The 14,479-nt window shown below is 58.6% G+C and carries 16 protein-coding genes; 9 read left to right on the top strand and 7 right to left on the bottom strand.

Annotated features, from left to right (window positions below; translation table 11 throughout):
* Nucleotides 1-207 precede the first annotated feature (207 nt).
* Nucleotides 208-1,431: an MFS transporter gene (locus tag ACQY4V_RS17140; RefSeq protein WP_428513746.1), complete on the top strand. Its 1,224-nt coding sequence runs from the start codon at nucleotides 208-210 to the stop codon at nucleotides 1,429-1,431.
* Here ACQY4V_RS17140 and ACQY4V_RS17145 read toward each other — a convergent pair.
* The 3 genes from ACQY4V_RS17145 to ACQY4V_RS17155 form a co-directional block, all read right to left on the bottom strand.
* Nucleotides 1,414-1,797 (bottom strand): Smr/MutS family protein, encoded by a 384-nt coding sequence (locus tag ACQY4V_RS17145; protein ID WP_428513748.1) that lies wholly within the window; start codon nucleotides 1,795-1,797, stop codon nucleotides 1,414-1,416. The two genes, ACQY4V_RS17140 and ACQY4V_RS17145, sit on opposite strands and share 18 nt — an antisense overlap.
* Nucleotides 1,798-2,000: 203 nt before the next feature.
* The gene (mltA, locus tag ACQY4V_RS17150) at nucleotides 2,001-3,038 is read right to left on the bottom strand and encodes a murein transglycosylase A (RefSeq protein WP_428513750.1); all 1,038 of its coding nucleotides are present in this window, start codon (nucleotides 3,036-3,038) and stop codon (nucleotides 2,001-2,003) included.
* A complete protein-coding gene (locus tag ACQY4V_RS17155; RefSeq protein ID WP_428513752.1) occupies nucleotides 3,035-3,697 on the bottom strand; it encodes a Tim44/TimA family putative adaptor protein in 663 nt (220 codons plus the stop codon). Before ACQY4V_RS17155 ends, mltA begins: the two co-directional genes overlap by 4 nt.
* Nucleotides 3,698-3,809: 112 nt before the next feature.
* Between ACQY4V_RS17155 and ACQY4V_RS17160 the strand changes: the two genes are divergently transcribed.
* Nucleotides 3,810-4,307, top strand: a complete 498-nt coding sequence (locus tag ACQY4V_RS17160; RefSeq protein WP_428513754.1) for an FxsA family protein — start codon at nucleotides 3,810-3,812, stop codon at nucleotides 4,305-4,307.
* Between the two features lie 87 nt (nucleotides 4,308-4,394).
* Nucleotides 4,395-4,910 carry a protein-export chaperone SecB gene (gene secB, locus ACQY4V_RS17165; protein WP_428513756.1) on the top strand — a complete coding sequence of 172 codons (516 nt, stop codon included), beginning with the start codon at nucleotides 4,395-4,397 and terminating at the stop codon, nucleotides 4,908-4,910.
* A gap of 3 nt (nucleotides 4,911-4,913) precedes the next feature.
* On the opposite strand, the gene dnaQ is transcribed toward secB, so the two are convergent.
* Genes dnaQ through ACQY4V_RS17185 form a run of 4 tightly spaced genes read right to left on the bottom strand, consistent with a single transcriptional unit; the run spans nucleotide 4,914 to nucleotide 7,621 of the window.
* The gene (dnaQ, locus tag ACQY4V_RS17170; protein ID WP_428513758.1) at nucleotides 4,914-5,609 is read right to left on the bottom strand and encodes a DNA polymerase III subunit epsilon; all 696 of its coding nucleotides are present in this window, start codon (nucleotides 5,607-5,609) and stop codon (nucleotides 4,914-4,916) included.
* Nucleotides 5,602-6,195 carry a dephospho-CoA kinase gene (coaE, locus tag ACQY4V_RS17175; RefSeq protein WP_428513760.1) on the bottom strand — a complete coding sequence of 198 codons (594 nt, stop codon included), beginning with the start codon at nucleotides 6,193-6,195 and terminating at the stop codon, nucleotides 5,602-5,604. The genes dnaQ and coaE overlap by 8 nt, the downstream gene beginning before the upstream one ends.
* Nucleotides 6,192-7,025 (bottom strand): shikimate dehydrogenase, encoded by an 834-nt coding sequence (locus tag ACQY4V_RS17180; protein WP_428513762.1) that lies wholly within the window; start codon nucleotides 7,023-7,025, stop codon nucleotides 6,192-6,194. The genes coaE and ACQY4V_RS17180 overlap by 4 nt, the downstream gene beginning before the upstream one ends.
* Nucleotides 7,022-7,621 (bottom strand): Maf family protein, encoded by a 600-nt coding sequence (locus tag ACQY4V_RS17185; RefSeq protein WP_428513764.1) that lies wholly within the window; start codon nucleotides 7,619-7,621, stop codon nucleotides 7,022-7,024. Before ACQY4V_RS17185 ends, ACQY4V_RS17180 begins: the two co-directional genes overlap by 4 nt.
* A 417-nt stretch (nucleotides 7,622-8,038) precedes the next feature.
* Here ACQY4V_RS17185 and hemJ point away from each other — a divergent pair, with 417 nt between their 5' ends.
* The 6 genes from hemJ to ACQY4V_RS17215 all read left to right on the top strand — a co-directional run bounded on the left by hemJ (nucleotide 8,039) and on the right by ACQY4V_RS17215 (nucleotide 14,479).
* Complete coding sequence (gene hemJ, locus ACQY4V_RS17190; RefSeq protein ID WP_428513766.1) at nucleotides 8,039-8,488, top strand: protoporphyrinogen oxidase HemJ; 450 nt, start codon at nucleotides 8,039-8,041, stop codon at nucleotides 8,486-8,488.
* A 124-nt stretch (nucleotides 8,489-8,612) separates the two neighbouring features.
* Nucleotides 8,613-9,884 carry a transcription termination factor Rho gene (gene rho, locus ACQY4V_RS17195; RefSeq protein ID WP_428513768.1) on the top strand — a complete coding sequence of 424 codons (1,272 nt, stop codon included), beginning with the start codon at nucleotides 8,613-8,615 and terminating at the stop codon, nucleotides 9,882-9,884.
* 22 nt (nucleotides 9,885-9,906) lie between these two features.
* Entirely contained in the window at nucleotides 9,907-11,193 is a 1,287-nt protein-coding gene (gene mnmE, locus ACQY4V_RS17200; RefSeq protein WP_428513770.1) for a tRNA uridine-5-carboxymethylaminomethyl(34) synthesis GTPase MnmE, read from the top strand.
* Nucleotides 11,194-11,206: 13 nt separating this feature from the next.
* Nucleotides 11,207-13,069 carry a tRNA uridine-5-carboxymethylaminomethyl(34) synthesis enzyme MnmG gene (gene mnmG, locus ACQY4V_RS17205; RefSeq protein ID WP_428513772.1) on the top strand — a complete coding sequence of 621 codons (1,863 nt, stop codon included), beginning with the start codon at nucleotides 11,207-11,209 and terminating at the stop codon, nucleotides 13,067-13,069.
* Complete coding sequence (rsmG, locus tag ACQY4V_RS17210) at nucleotides 13,066-13,677, top strand: 16S rRNA (guanine(527)-N(7))-methyltransferase RsmG (protein ID WP_428513774.1); 612 nt, start codon at nucleotides 13,066-13,068, stop codon at nucleotides 13,675-13,677. The genes mnmG and rsmG overlap by 4 nt, the downstream gene beginning before the upstream one ends.
* Nucleotides 13,670-14,479 carry a ParA family protein gene (locus tag ACQY4V_RS17215; RefSeq protein ID WP_428513776.1) on the top strand — a complete coding sequence of 270 codons (810 nt, stop codon included), beginning with the start codon at nucleotides 13,670-13,672 and terminating at the stop codon, nucleotides 14,477-14,479. The genes rsmG and ACQY4V_RS17215 overlap by 8 nt, the downstream gene beginning before the upstream one ends.

Below are 14,479 nucleotides of genomic sequence, written 5' to 3' on the forward strand. Positions count from 1 at the left end.
ATCTTCCTTCAGATCTTTCGCTGACGTTTAACCACCGCCCTCCCTCTTAACCCGCCAAAACTCCAAAAATCGCACCGTCGGCATACCACTCAAATACCGACGCGATACCGACGTTCCGTTTTGGCCTGTCCGGGGGCGTTAACGAATCAGATCGCTCCCCTTTGAATCCCCTTTTCTTCCACCGGGTTTCGGGCCACGAAGGGGGTCATGCGGCTCCTCGATTTTCTCCGTGACAACCTCCCCTTCCTGTCGGCGGGTATGCTGCTGACCTTCCTAAGTTCTTTTGGACAAACGTTTTTTATCTCCCTCTTTGCGGGCGAGATTCGGGCCGCGTTCGAACTCAGCCACGGGCAATGGGGCGGTATCTATACACTCGGCACCACCGCCTCCGCCCTGGTCATGGTCTGGGCCGGCGGCCTCACGGATTTTTTTCGCGTCCGCACCCTCGCCCCTATCATACTGATATTACTCGCTTTTGCCTGCCTCTCCATGGCCTTCAACCCGGTCTGGTGGGGGTTGATCGCGGTTATTTTTGCCCTGCGCTTCACCGGCCAGGGCATGACCAGCCACCTCGCCGTCGTCGCCATGTCCCGCTGGTTCATCGCCACAAGGGGCAAGGCCCTGTCCATCGCCACCCTCGGCTTCGCCCTGGGTGAGGCGCTGTTACCCCTTGTTTTTGTTGCACTTCTGGCGGTCTATGACTGGCACATGCTGTGGGTCGCCGCCGCCCTCATCGCCCTTGTCGGCGTCCCCGTCATCTACCGCCTCCTCCGCCTCGAACGCACCCCGCAAATGCTGGCCGAAACCGACCAGTCGCTGGGCATGGAGTCCCGCCACTGGACCCGCAATCAGGCCTTATTTCATTGGCTTTTCTGGTTCATGGTCCCCGCACTTTTGGGCCCCGCAGCCTTCAACACGGCCTTCTTTTTCCACCAGGTCCACTTCGCCGAGTTGAAGGGCATCCCCCACGTCCAGCTGGTCGCCCTCTACCCGTTCTACACCTCCGTCGGCATCGTCGCGATGGTCCTGTCCGGCTGGGCCCTGGACCGCTTCGGCACCGCCAGGTTGATCCCGTTCTTCCAGCTTCCCATGGTCGCGGCCTTTGGGATTTTCGCCATATCCGACAATACCTTGACCCTGCTCGCCGGCCTCTTCTTCCTCGGCCTGACAACGGGTGCCAACACCACCCTCCCCAACGCCTTCTGGGCCGAATTCTACGGCACCGCCCGCCTTGGTTCGATCAAGGCCATGGCCGCCGCTGTCATGGTCTTCGGCTCCGCCATCGGCCCCGGCCTGACCGGCATGGGCATCGACCTGGGGCTGGGCCTGGAAAGCCAATACCTGATCGTCGCAGGCTACTTCGTCTTCACCACGATCATGATGACCATCGGCATCACAAGGGCCAAACCCCTGCTACCGGTTGCGGCGTAGATACACGTAATACGCCCCGCCCCCGCCATGCCGCACATGCGCCTGGGTGATCTGCAGCACCAGCCCCGACAGCGGCGCCATGCCCAGCCATTGCGGTACCGCGTGACGCAGCACACCATTTCTGGTGGGTATCGGTCCGCCGGTATCGGTGTTCTTGCCCTTGCCGGTGATCACCAGAACCAACCGTTTCCCCTGCGCCTGCGCCCGGAGAATGAAGCCGGTCAGGGCAGGTTGCGCCCGGGCCAGGGTCATGCCGTGCAAATCGATCCGGGCTTCCGGCTCGACCTTGCCACGTTTGAGCCGCGTGTTCGTGCGCTTGTCCATCTGCAAGGGCTGTCGCGCAAGGCGCTCGGGCAGGCCTGGCAAGGTGTCGTGCTTGTGGCCCGGTTGGTTGGCGTTTTGTCCCACCCTGAAATCGGGAAGCGCGGGTTGCGGCGCGTCAGACGGTGGCTTCGACGGCCTCTCCAGAAGCTTCGGTCCTTCCTTTCCGGTTTTCGGATCAAGCCGGTCGGTTGTCCTTGCGACCTGCTGCCAAAGCTTCAATTCTTCGGGCGTCACCCGTCTCCGGCTCAAAGGTTCGGCTCCGTCGCGGTGGCGTAGGCGCGTTGTATCGGCAAGAGAACCACCATGCGGCCCGGGTCGCGCAAGCGTCCGGCGATGCGACCCGCGGCGTCTCCGGTGCCGATGAAAATATCCGCTCTTTGCGCCCCCTTGATGGCAGAGCCGGTATCCTGTGCGATCATGAGGCGGCGGATGGGATCTGCGCCCTCTTTCTCTATCCAGACCGGCGCACCGAGAGGAACATAGGCCGGATCGACGGCAATCGTGCGTCCCGCTGTCACCGAGCGGTTCATCGCCCCGAGCGGGCCCATGTGAGCGGGAACGGAATCGATCCGGCGAAAGAACACGTAAGACGGGTTGTGCCAGAGCAATTCCTTGCCGGCCACGGGATTGCGGCGCACCCAATTCTTGATGACCTGGGCAGACACCTGATGCGCCTGGTATATTCCGCGGCGAACCAGTTCGGCCCCGACCGAACGATACTCGTGTCCGTTGGCACCGCCGTAGCCGACGCGGATTTTCTGCCCGTCCGGCAAGGTCACGCGACCGGAGCCCTGGATCTGGAGAAAGAACTTTTCGACCGGATCGTCGACCCAGACGATTTCCAGCCCGCGCCCCTGCATGGCGACCCCGGCCTCGATCTCCCGGCGTGTCAGCCAGGGCAATTCACCCGCCGCCTCGGGAGGTTTCCGGTAGAGAGGGTAACGATAGCGCGCACTCGCCGACAGTGAGCCGCTGAGTTCCGGTTCGAAGTACCCGGTGAACAGGGCCTTCCTCCCGTCCTCGATCAATACCGGGCGAAAGAACAGTCGAAAAAAATCGGTCGCGTCAGGCTTTTGCTGCGCCAGACCGCAGAGCGCTCGCCAGTCCGGGTCTTCGAGGTCGGGGCATGTCAGAAGAAATGCCTCGAGCGCCTTGTCGTGATCGTCCTCGGCCCAACCGTTGAGGTCTTCGAAGTCGAGAACGGTATGCGTCACGTCCTGGGCCACGACGGCGGTCGCCACCGTCAGGAAAAATGAGAACGCTGCCGCTGCCCGTCCGATCATTCGCCTGTGGCAACAAGCCGCCAGTTCGGGTCGTCGGACCCCATGACACGTTCGAAGGTCCAGCTGTCCTTCTGCTTTTTGGATTTGCCGGGCTCACCCTCGACAATCTCACCGTTCTGGTCGCGCACGACAGAAACAAGCTCGCCGATGAACCGCACCGTGATCTCGGCGGAATTGGTGGCGTTGTCGAACCTTGCCTCGGTCAGGGTCGTCTCGCGAACGCCGATGAATTCCGCCTCTACGGTCAGGCCTTGCTGGGCGCGCGAGTCCACCACACTTTTGAAGGCCTCGTACACGTCTTCATCGAGGAAGGGTTTGATTTCCTCCATCTGGCCACGCTCGAACGCCATGAGAATCCATTCATAGGCCTGTTTCGCGCCTTGCAAGAACTCGCCGACCGCAAAGCTGCTGTCTGCGCGCTTCATGTCGGCGAGCGCCTTGGCGCTATCCGAGCCTTCTGCCACATGATCCGTGATGTCGAAATCCGGACCGCCGTCGATCACCTCGAAATCCTGTCGACGAGACGGCGCGGGGGTCGACGGCCGTGACTGTTGCGACGGCTCATACCCGTCGCGGGTCCCCAGAACGCTTTTCAGTCGAAGAATAAGGAAGATGGCAATGCCCGCCAGGACAAGCAATTGGAGTAGGGGCGAATTCATTCATACCTCGCAACGTGCCCAGGATGGAAACCTCCCGGCTCGGTTCTTATGTAGGGTGTTGATCCGGGCGAGTCCACCATACCCGCCTTTCAAAGCAAGGAGGATCGTTTTCATGTGGCTGTTTGTAGCCTTTCTCGCGGTGCCGCTGATCGAAATCGCGCTGTTCATCCAGGTCGGTGGCCTGATCGGTTTGTGGCCGACCCTGGCGATCGTCATCATAACCGCCGTTCTGGGAACTTGGCTTGTCAGGACCCAGGGCGCGATGGCAATCGGACAGTTGCGCTCGTCTTTTCAGAAGCTGGACGATCCGACCGAACCCTTGGCGCATGGGGCCATGATCCTGATTGCCGGTGCGCTGCTGCTGACCCCGGGCTTTTTTACGGATGCCGTCGGCTTTTCCTTGCTCGCCCCGCCGATCCGCAAGTCCTTGTTCCAGTTTCTGCGAAAGCGGATCAAGGTGCAGCGCTTCGAGATGGGCCCGGACGGTCCGCGCGACATGAGGGACGCGCCGCGACCACGGAACCGCCCGGACGTGATCGAAGGCCAGTACGAAGAGGTCGACCCACCTAAGAAGCCCAACCATGACGGCTCCGGCTGGACCCGGCATTGATCTGAGAGCACCAAGACAGGGCATTGAGGCGGCATCGGCATCCTGCTAAGCCTTCCAACGATTAATTTATCCGCCAGGAGACAGCAGATGGCCGAACAGGAAAACGGCGCCGCCAAGTCGGACGCTCAAGCAACGCAGGCAGGTCCGAAGATGAACGTTCTGACCCAGTTCATTCGGGACCTGTCATTCGAAAATGCCCTGGCGCAACGCGGCTCTGGCGGCGAGGTCAACCCCGACGTGCAGGTGGCCGTCAATCTGGACGCGAAGAAGAGATCTGCCGATCATCAGTACGAGGTGATGCTCAAACTGGTGGTCACGTCCAAGAACAAGGGGACAGAGGACACGCTGTTCCTGATGGAGCTGGAATATGTCGGCGTGTTCCATATCGAGAACGTGCCCGATGACCAGATGCATCCCTTCCTTCTGATCGAATGTCCGCGGATGATCTTCCCGTTCGTGCGCCGCATCGTCAGCGACGTCACGCGCGACGGCGGGTTCCCGCCGTTGAACCTTGAAACCATCGACTTCGTTCAGCTTTACCGCAACGAGATCATGCGGCGCCAGGCGGCGGCTGCCGAAGAAAAGCAGACTCCTGACGCTTGACGCCTAGCTCAACCTTTTCCAGAGCGCGTCGTCGCCCATGTGTTCCACGAATGCCTTGTGCGCGGCGCGCTCTTCTTCGCTGAGCCTTGGAGCAAGCGGTTTGGTCCGCGGGCCGGGATGCCAATTCGTCTCTTCCGTCTCTTTCGACGTATCGGGCGAGTATGCGCCGGCGAGGGCGAAATCAGGCTGCCGGCCGCCGATCAGTTCAAGATAGACCTCGGCCAGTATCTCGGAGTCCAGAAGCGCGCCGTGCAAGGTTCGTGACGAGTTGTCGATGCCGAACCGACGGCAAAGCGCATCCAGGGACGCGGGCGAGCCCGGAAACTTTCTTCGGGCGATATCAAGCGTATCGACGGCCTGCTCCCACGGTATCCTGGGCATCTTCAGCCAGCCAAGCTCCGCGTTCAGAAACTTCATGTCGAAGGCGGCGTTGTGGATCACCAGCTTCGCATCGCCGATGAAGTCGACAAAGCTCTGGGCGATCTTGCTGAAGACCGGCTTGTCGCGCAGGAAATCGTCGCCCAGCCCGTGGACCTCGAAGGCTTCCTGCGGCATGGACCGTTCAGGATTGATGTATTCGTGATATCTCCGGCCAGTCGGCATGTGGTTGAACAGCTCGACCGCGCCGATTTCCACAATCCGATCCCCCTGTTCAGGGTCAAAGCCTGTGGTTTCGGTATCGAGTACGATTTCACGCATAGGTCAGCCTGGTCCGAATATCTTTCAGAACATCCTGAACCTGCCGGCGCGCATGTTCAAGCGTGTCGGTCATGATCGTATAATCTGCCCGGGCGCGTTTATCGGCATCCGGCATCTGCTTGTTTCGGATCGCATCGAACTGGGCCTCGCTCATGGTGCGGCGGGCCATGACGCGGGCTTTTTGCATCTCGGCAGGCACGCTCACGCAGACGGTTGCATCCATGTATCTGTCCGCGCCGGTTTCGAACAGCAGCGGGATATCCAGAACGGTGATCACGGCATCCGTGTTTGCAAGAAACGCCGCCCTGTCTTGTGCGACCAGCGGGTGCACGATGCCTTCGATTGTCTTCAGGGCATTCGGGTCCTGGGCGATGATTGTTTTCAATCGCTCGCGTGAGACGGCACCGTCGACGACCGCAGATGGAAAAACCGATGCAATCGGCGCGACCGCATCGCCGTTGGACGAATACAGACGATGAACGGCAGCATCGGCATCCCAAAGTGCGCAGCCTTCGTCGGCGAACATACGGGCCGTGGTCGATTTGCCCATCCCGATCGAGCCGGTCAGCCCAAGCTTGAACGTCATCGGAGGGCGGCTGCGCGCGTCGCGCTGTCAACCTCGGGGCGGACACCGAACCAGCGTTCGAAGGCCGGCACCGCCTGGTGCAGCAACATGCCAAGCCCATCGACTGTCTGGCAGCCCAGTTTTTCCGCTTCGGCCAGCAGCCGGGTCTTGAGCGGGGCGTAGACAAGATCGGTCACCATGGCCCCCTTGTGCAACCCGTCCAGCGGCACGCGCAAGGGCGGTTTCCCGATCATGCCCAGCGACGTGGTGTTCACCACCGTCGCCGCATCTTCCATCATGTTGCCGGCCTGAACCCAGTCGATTACCACGATGCGCTTGCCGAATTCCGTCTTGAGCGCGTCGGCCCGAACCCTTGTACGGTTGGCAATCATGATTTGCGGAACACCGACCTCCAGCAAGGCCGAGATCACCGCCCGCGCGGCACCGCCAGCCCCCAGCAGCGCCGCGGGCCCGGCCTTGGGGTCCCATCCCGGCGCGTTCTGGCGCAGGTTCTGGATGAAACCGACACCGTCGGTGTTGTCGGCATGAATTTTCCCGTCCTTGCGAAAGATCAGCGTGTTCGCCGCCCCGATCAAGGTCGCCCGATCGGTGATGAGGTCCGCAATCTCCAGCACCTTTTCTTTGTGCGGCACTGTGATGTTGACCCCGACAAACCCCATCTTGGGCAAGGTGCGCAGGACATTCTCGAGATCATCGGCGGAAACGTCGATCGGAATGTAGTGACCCGGAATCCCATGTGTCTTGAGCCAATGCGAATGTATCTGTGGGGATTTCGAATGCGCCACCGGGGAGCCGATCACACCTGCCAGTGGAATCCGGTTTTCAGTCATGTCTCAAGCTCTCCTCGCAGGCTGAGGTACGACAGAAGTTCAAGCAAGGGCAAACCGAGCACGTGAAAATAGTCTCCGTGAACCTGGCTGAAAAGTCGAACCCCTTCTTCTTCCAGTTTGTATGCACCCACAGAATGCCGGATGCTATCCCAGTTTCTTTCGACATAGCCCTCTAGATAGCTGTCGGATACGTCTCGCATCATCATCCTGACAACACCGACATGGCGCCAAACCGGCCGGGAGTCATCGCAGACGACCGCGGCGGACAGAAGCTCGTGTCGTTTGCCACGCATCGCACGAAGCTGTTCGAGCGCTTGGTCCGGGGTTTCGGGCTTGGACAGGATCTGGCGCTCGAAGCTCAGTATCTGGTCGCACCCTATGACCAAGGCGTCAGCGTCTTTGGCGCTCTGCTTTACGGCTTTGAGTTCAGCCAGGGCATCGGCGATATCGCGTGGCGATGCACCCTCGGCAAGCAGGCCCTCACGCATTGCGGATTCGTCAATACGCGCAGGCACAACATCGAATGAGACACCCGCATTCTGAAACAGAGTTTTTCGGATGGCCGATCCTGAAGCCAGAATGATCCTGCGCGGCATGTGGATATCCCTTTGCATATCTCTCTGGTCTTCTAGGGACAGATTGGCGAAGTTTCCAACATTTCAGGGACGGGTGGATAAAGTCGATGGTCTCGTGCGTCTTCACGGTTTCTTTGCACCTGGGGACAAGGAAAACTCTGTCTGCGGGAAAACTGTGTTCTGTCGCAGTTTTGCGATTTTTTTCCACGGGTCTCGCGTAGTCAAATATGAAAGTATATCATTAAATTTCAAAGGTTTATGAGACGTGCGCGTTGGCAGAACATGATTCCTCAACAAATTTGTCCACAGACGCAAAGAACGTGGGGAATTCAGTGGACAACCACATAATCCCCAGCTTGGACCGACCCCTACAAAATCATCATCCTTTTTCTTTCTATATTTATTATTTAAGAGAGGCGCAGGGAAAACGGGGGAAACATGACCGACCTTCTGGCCTCACTTTATCCCTGGATGAAGTCGCTTCACATCATGGCCGTGATATCATGGATGGCAGGCCTGTTTTACCTGCCAAGGCTGTTTGTTTATCACACAGAGCAATCAAAGCCTGGAGACAGCCGCGACGAGGTATTCCAGGCGATGGAGCTTAAGCTGCTGCGGGTGATAATGAACCCAGCGATGATCGTGGCCTGGGCTGCGGGCCTGTGCCTTGTCGCCACGCCGGGGATCGTGGACTGGACAGCAATCTGGCCTTACCTGAAACTGGCAGGTGTCTTGGCCATGACCTGGTTTCACATGTGGTTGGCGGGCCGCCGCAAGGCTTTCATGACAGGCGAGAACATTTTGACGGGTCGACAGTACCGCATGATGAACGAGGTGCCGACGCTGCTGATGGTGGTCATTGTTCTGTCGGTCGTCGTGAAGTTCTGAGATTGACTCGACGCATCACTGCTCTTAGGTAGCGATGAACGGTGCCCGTCCGGGCGTACCGATTTTCATAACAGAGTGAAGAAACCGCGCGAATATCTCGCGCCGATTTCTTAGGGATACTTCCATGTCTGACGAACGTCTGAACCTGTCCGATCTCAAGAAGCAATCCGCCAAGGATCTGCTGTCGATGGCGGAAGAGCTGGAGATTGAAAACGCCTCCACCATGCGCAAGGGGGAGATGATGTTCCAGATCCTCCGGGAGCGCGCCGATGAAGGCTGGACGGTTTACGGCGATGGCACTCTCGAGGTGTTGCAGGACGGGTTCGGGTTTCTTCGTTCCTCCGAGGCAAACTATCTTCCCGGACCGGACGACATCTACGTGTCGCCGGACACGATCAGGAAACATTCGCTGCGCACGGGCGACACGATCGAAGGTGAGATCAAGGCCCCGGAGGAGAACGAGCGCTATTTCGTTCTGACGTCGGTGACGCAAATCAATTTTGCCGACCCCGAGAACGCCAAGCACAAGATCGCCTTCGACAACCTGACGCCGCTCTATCCTGACGAGCGCCTGCAGATGGAGGTAGACGATCCCACGATCAAGGACAAATCGGCCCGGGTGATCGACCTGGTGGCGCCCATCGGCAAAGGTCAGCGGTCTCTGATCGTGGCGCCGCCGCGTACGGGTAAGACGGTGATCCTGCAGAACATTGCCTCAAGTATCGAGCGGAACCATCCCGAGTGCTATCTGATCGTCCTGCTGATCGACGAACGGCCCGAAGAGGTGACCGACATGCAGCGGTCGGTCAAAGGCGAGGTCATCAGCTCGACATTCGATGAGCCCGCCGGCCGGCACGTCGCGGTTGCCGAGATGGTAATCGAAAAGGCAAAGCGGTTGGTCGAGCATAAACGAGATGTTGTTATTTTGCTAGACTCGATAACAAGACTTGGTAGAGCTTATAACACAGTCGTACCGTCATCGGGCAAGGTCCTGACGGGTGGTGTGGATGCGAATGCCCTGCAACGGCCCAAGCGGTTCTTTGGCGCAGCCCGGAATATCGAAGAAGGTGGATCTCTGACCATCATTTCTACCGCGCTGATCGATACCGGCAGTAGGATGGACGAGGTGATCTTTGAAGAATTCAAAGGCACGGGCAACTCGGAGCTGGTCTTGGATCGCAAGATCGCGGACAAGCGCGTGTTCCCGGCAATCGACATTCTGAAATCAGGCACACGGAAAGAAGACCTGTTGATAGACAAGGTCGATCTACAGAAGACGTATGTGCTGCGTCGTATCCTGAACCCGATGGGGACCACGGACGCGATCGAATTCCTTCTTGGAAAGTTGAAGCAGACGAAAACGAATTCGGATTTCTTCGATTCCATGAACACCTGATGTGAGCCCGGTCAGAGGACCCATGGACACAATCTTTGCTCTTTCGACCGCGCCAGGCAAAGCCGGCGTCGCGATTATCCGCGTTTCCGGCGCCGGAGCGTTTCAGGCCGTCGGGTGCTTTGTTGACGGTTTGCCTCGGCCGCGGCAGTCAGGCCTGCGGAACATCAAGGCTCCAGATGGTTCGATGTTGGACACAGCCCTGGTACTCACCTTCGAGGCGGGCCACAGCTTTACCGGGGAGGCGACGGTTGAAATCCACTGCCATGGGTCGCGGGCGGTGGTGTCAGCAATCCTCGATGCGCTGGGCAGTCAAGACGGCTTGCGACCAGCCGAACCAGGCGAGTTCACGCGACGCGCATTGGAGAATGAAACACTGGATCTCGCACAGGTGGAAGGCTTGGCGGACCTAATCGACGCGGAAACGGAGGCGCAACGTAGGCAGGCCGTGCGCGTTCTGTCCGGACAGTTGGGGGCACGGGCGGAAGAGTGGCGTGGAAAATTGATCCGTGCCGCGGCCCTCCTGGAAGCGACAATAGATTTCGCGGACGAAGACGTGCCGGAAGATGTGTCACCGGAAGTGTTGAGCCTGCTTGGAGGCGTGCGCACTGAATTGGACAGAGAGGCCTCTGGCGTCGGAACCGCAGAGCGTATCCGTGAGGGTTTCGAGGTTGCGATTGTCGGCGCACCGAATGTTGGCAAGTCCACGTTGCTGAATGCTCTTGCTGGGCGGGATGCGGCAATCACATCCGAGGTTGCCGGGACAACACGGGATGTCATCGAGGTGCGGATGGATCTGAACGGTCTGCCTGTGACGTTGCTTGATACCGCGGGATTGCGCGCCACCGAGGACAAGGTCGAATCCATTGGCGTGGACCGCGCCATGAAGCGAGCGGAGGCAGCCGACCTTCGGGTTTTCCTCGTAGAGCCGGGTCAGGAACCTGCAATGCAACCGACCACCGAAGACGTGGTGTTGATTGGAAAGGCCGATCTTCACGGATGCCCTGAGAATTCGATTTCAGGCATTACGGGTCATGGCGTTCCTGTCTTGATCGACCGGGTGTCGAATGTTTTTGCCTCGCGGGCTGCGAACGCGGGCGTCGCGACGCGGGTGCGGCACCGGCAAGCCTTGATATCCGGCAGTGAAAGCCTTGCCAGAGCGATGGTGCATCTGGGACTTGGCAACGAACAAACGGATCTGGCCGCGGAAGAGTTGCGGAGTGCTGTGCGCCGTCTTGATTCTCTGGTAGGACGTGTGGATGTCGAAGCCGTTCTTGACGAGATCTTTTTAAGCTTTTGTCTGGGCAAGTAGTGGAGTGTTTCACGTGAAACATTTTGATGTGATTGTCATAGGGGGTGGCCATGCCGGAACCGATGCCGCCCATGCATCTGCTCGCCTTGGTGCAAGCACGGCGCTTATTACTTTGACGCGATCATCGATCGGGGTTATGTCATGCAACCCCGCGATTGGCGGCCTGGGGAAGGGGCATCTCGTCCGCGAAATCGACGCGCTGGACGGGGTCATGGGACGTGTCGCGGATATGGCAGGCATACAATTTCGCCTTTTGAACCGCCGAAAAGGGCCTGCGGTGCAGGGGCCGCGCACACAGGCAGACCGCAAGATCTACCGCGAGGAGATGCAAGCGGAAGTCGCGTCTCAGCCGAATTTGTCGGTGATCGAGGGTGAGGCGGCCGACTTCATCATGACAGATCAGAAGGTATCCGGGGTCGTGCTCGCGGATGGCAGCGAGATTTCTGCGCGGGCTGTTGTACTTACGACCGGGACGTTTTTGCGGGGCGTGATTCATATCGGTGATGTGTCCAGGCCCGGCGGAAGAATGGGCGACAATCCGTCGGTTCGTCTGGCGGAGCGTATAGATACGTTCGGTTTACCCCTCGGGCGTCTGAAAACGGGAACGCCGCCGCGCCTTGATGGAAAGACCATCGATTGGGCAGAGCTGGATATGCAGGCGGCTGACGACGAGCCGGTTCTCTTTTCCTTCATGTCGAAACGGCCGTCCTCGCGCCAGGTCGCCTGCGGAATCACGCACACCAACGCCAAGACGCACGAGATCATTCAGAGTAATCTCCATCGCTCTGCCATGTATGGGGGGCATATCGGCGGTGTCGGACCTCGCTATTGTCCGTCCATCGAGGACAAGATCGTGCGCTTCGCGGACAAGCCGTCTCACCAGATATTTCTGGAACCTGAAAGCCTTTCGGATGACGTGATTTATCCAAACGGGATTTCGACGTCTTTGCCCGAAGAGATCCAGGAAGATTACGTTCACTCGATCAAGGGGCTGGAGAATGCGAAGATTCTGCAGCCGGGCTACGCGATAGAATACGACTTTGTTGATCCAAGAGCGCTGGACGCGACATTGGCGGTGCGCTCGGTGCCCGGCCTTTTCCTTGCGGGCCAGATAAACGGCACCACCGGATACGAGGAAGCTGCGGCGCAGGGGGTCGTAGCCGGCTTGAACGCAGCGCTTTCTGCTTTGGACAGAGACCCGGTGATTTTCAGTCGCGCCGAAAGCTATATCGGTGTTATGATAGACGATCTGGTCACTCGAGGCGTGTCGGAGCCGTACAGAATGTTTACCTCGCGGGCGGAGTTCAGGCTTTCGCTGCGCGCGGATAATGCCGACCAGCGCCTGACCCCGATAGGTGTGGAGCTTGGCTGCGTCAGAGCGGAAAGACGGGACGCGTTCGAACACAAGATGGAGCGGCTGTCGGATGGCAAAGCGCGGATTTCGGACACCCTGTATACGCCGCGGCAGCTGAATCAGTCCGGGCTCAAGGTCAACGAAGATGGCACAAAGCGCAGCGGGTATGCTCTGCTGTCCTTTCCCGACATTTGTTTTGAAGATCTTTTGGCGCTGGATCCGTCCTTGTCGGATATTGATCAGGAAACCAGACAGCAGCTGGAAAGAGATGCGCTGTACGCAAACTATATTGAGCGGCAAAACCGCGACATCGAGGCCATCAAGAAAGATGAAAAGCAGGTTATTCCACCTGATTTCGACTTTGGCTCGATCCAGGGCTTGTCGAATGAGGTGAAGGCGAAGCTGGTGTCCGCGAAACCTGCAAACCTTGCGCAGGCGGGCCGTATTGATGGAATGACGCCGGCCGCACTGACAATCATTCTGGCGCGCTTGCGGCAGATGAAACGCGTGAAGTCCGCATGAGTTTCAATCTCGGCGTCGATGTTTCACGTGAAACATTCGAGCGCCTGGAGAGGTATGCTGATCTCGTCAGAAAATGGAATCCTCGCGTAAACTTGGTAGCAAAGTCGACCCTTGAAGAAATTTGGAGCCGTCATTTTCTTGATTCTGCCCAACTTTTTCAGTTGGCTCCTGACCATGCGAAGACGTGGGCAGATTTCGGGGCTGGTGGCGGATTTCCGGGGCTGGTGATCGCGATTCTGGCCAATGAACTGCGGCCGGATATGTCCGTGATGCTGGCAGAGAGCGACGCTCGAAAATCGGCCTTCCTGCGGAACGTTGTTCGGGAGACCTCCATAAACACCAAGGTTGTGTGCGAGAGAGTGGAGGAATTACCACCTTTGTGCGCCGATGTCATTTCTGCGCGGGCGTTGGCAAGCCTGCCGAAGCTTCTATTCCTGTCTCATGGTCATCTTGCGAAAAATGGCGTGATGCTGTTCCCGAAGGGAAAAAATTGGCAATCGGAGCTTGTTGAGGCGCAATCGAAGTGGCGTTTCAATCATCAGGTTGTTAAAAGTGTAACGAGCGACCAATCCGTCATTCTGCGCATTTCAGGAGTACGCCGTGCTTGATCTCACGCGCTCTTCAAACCCGAAGATTATTGCGATTGCCAACCAGAAGGGGGGCGTCGGAAAGACGACGACGGCTATCAACCTCGCGGCGGCTTTGGCCGAGGAAAACTTCAAGGTTCTGATCGTTGACCTTGACCCACAAGGCAACGCGTCAACCGGCTTGGGGATTGAGCCGGATGCGCGCGAGTATACCGCCTACGAGCTCTTGCTCGAGGAAATCGAGCTCTCGCGGGTGATCCAGGAAACGCCTCAGCGCAACCTGAGCATCGTGCCCGCTACAGTCGATTTGAGTTCGGCGGACATGGAGCTGATTTCAAATGAGAAGCGCAGCTTCCTGCTGCATGACGCCCTGCGCCAGCCTGCAATGGATGGGTTTGGTTTTGACTACATACTGATTGATTGTCCGCCGTCGCTGAACCTTTTGACGGTCAATGCCATGGTCGCGGCACATTCAGTTCTCGTTCCGTTGCAATCGGAGTTCTTCGCCCTCGAAGGCTTGTCGCAACTCATGCTGACCGTGCGCGAGGTCCGGCAATCCGCCAACAAGGATCTGCGGATCGAAGGTGTCGTGCTGACGATGTACGATGGCCGAAACAACCTGTCCGCCCAGGTCGAGCAGGATGCGCGCGAGAATCTCGGGCCACTGGTGTTCCAGACAAAGATCCCACGGAATGTACGGGTCAGTGAGGCGCCGTCTTACTCTGTTCCTGTCTTGACCTACGACCCGACGTCGAAAGGTGCCGAGGCCTATCGCGCCTTGGCGCGGGAATTGGTGAATAACAACAAGCGCCAGGCGGCGTAG

The organism is Roseovarius sp. (assembly GCF_965277045.1).
Lineage (GTDB): Bacteria > Pseudomonadota > Alphaproteobacteria > Rhodobacterales > Rhodobacteraceae > Roseovarius.

Coding starts and splice junctions, on each gene's coding strand:
- mnmE (WP_428513770.1), top strand. CDS start 9,907: ATGGACACAATCTTTGCTCTTTCGACCGCGCCAGGCAAAGCCGGCGTC.
- secB (WP_428513756.1), top strand. CDS start 4,395: ATGGCCGAACAGGAAAACGGCGCCGCCAAGTCGGACGCTCAAGCAACG.
- ACQY4V_RS17180 (WP_428513762.1), bottom strand. CDS start 7,025: ATGACTGAAAACCGGATTCCACTGGCAGGTGTGATCGGCTCCCCGGTG.
- hemJ (WP_428513766.1), top strand. CDS start 8,039: ATGACCGACCTTCTGGCCTCACTTTATCCCTGGATGAAGTCGCTTCAC.
- rho (WP_428513768.1), top strand. CDS start 8,613: ATGTCTGACGAACGTCTGAACCTGTCCGATCTCAAGAAGCAATCCGCC.
- coaE (WP_428513760.1), bottom strand. CDS start 6,195: ATGACGTTCAAGCTTGGGCTGACCGGCTCGATCGGGATGGGCAAATCG.
- mltA (WP_428513750.1), bottom strand. CDS start 3,038: ATGATCGGACGGGCAGCGGCAGCGTTCTCATTTTTCCTGACGGTGGCG.
- rsmG (WP_428513774.1), top strand. CDS start 13,066: ATGAGTTTCAATCTCGGCGTCGATGTTTCACGTGAAACATTCGAGCGC.
- ACQY4V_RS17185 (WP_428513764.1), bottom strand. CDS start 7,621: ATGCCGCGCAGGATCATTCTGGCTTCAGGATCGGCCATCCGAAAAACT.
- ACQY4V_RS17155 (WP_428513752.1), bottom strand. CDS start 3,697: ATGAATTCGCCCCTACTCCAATTGCTTGTCCTGGCGGGCATTGCCATC.
- ACQY4V_RS17160 (WP_428513754.1), top strand. CDS start 3,810: ATGTGGCTGTTTGTAGCCTTTCTCGCGGTGCCGCTGATCGAAATCGCG.
- ACQY4V_RS17140 (WP_428513746.1), top strand. CDS start 208: ATGCGGCTCCTCGATTTTCTCCGTGACAACCTCCCCTTCCTGTCGGCG.
- dnaQ (WP_428513758.1), bottom strand. CDS start 5,609: ATGCGTGAAATCGTACTCGATACCGAAACCACAGGCTTTGACCCTGAA.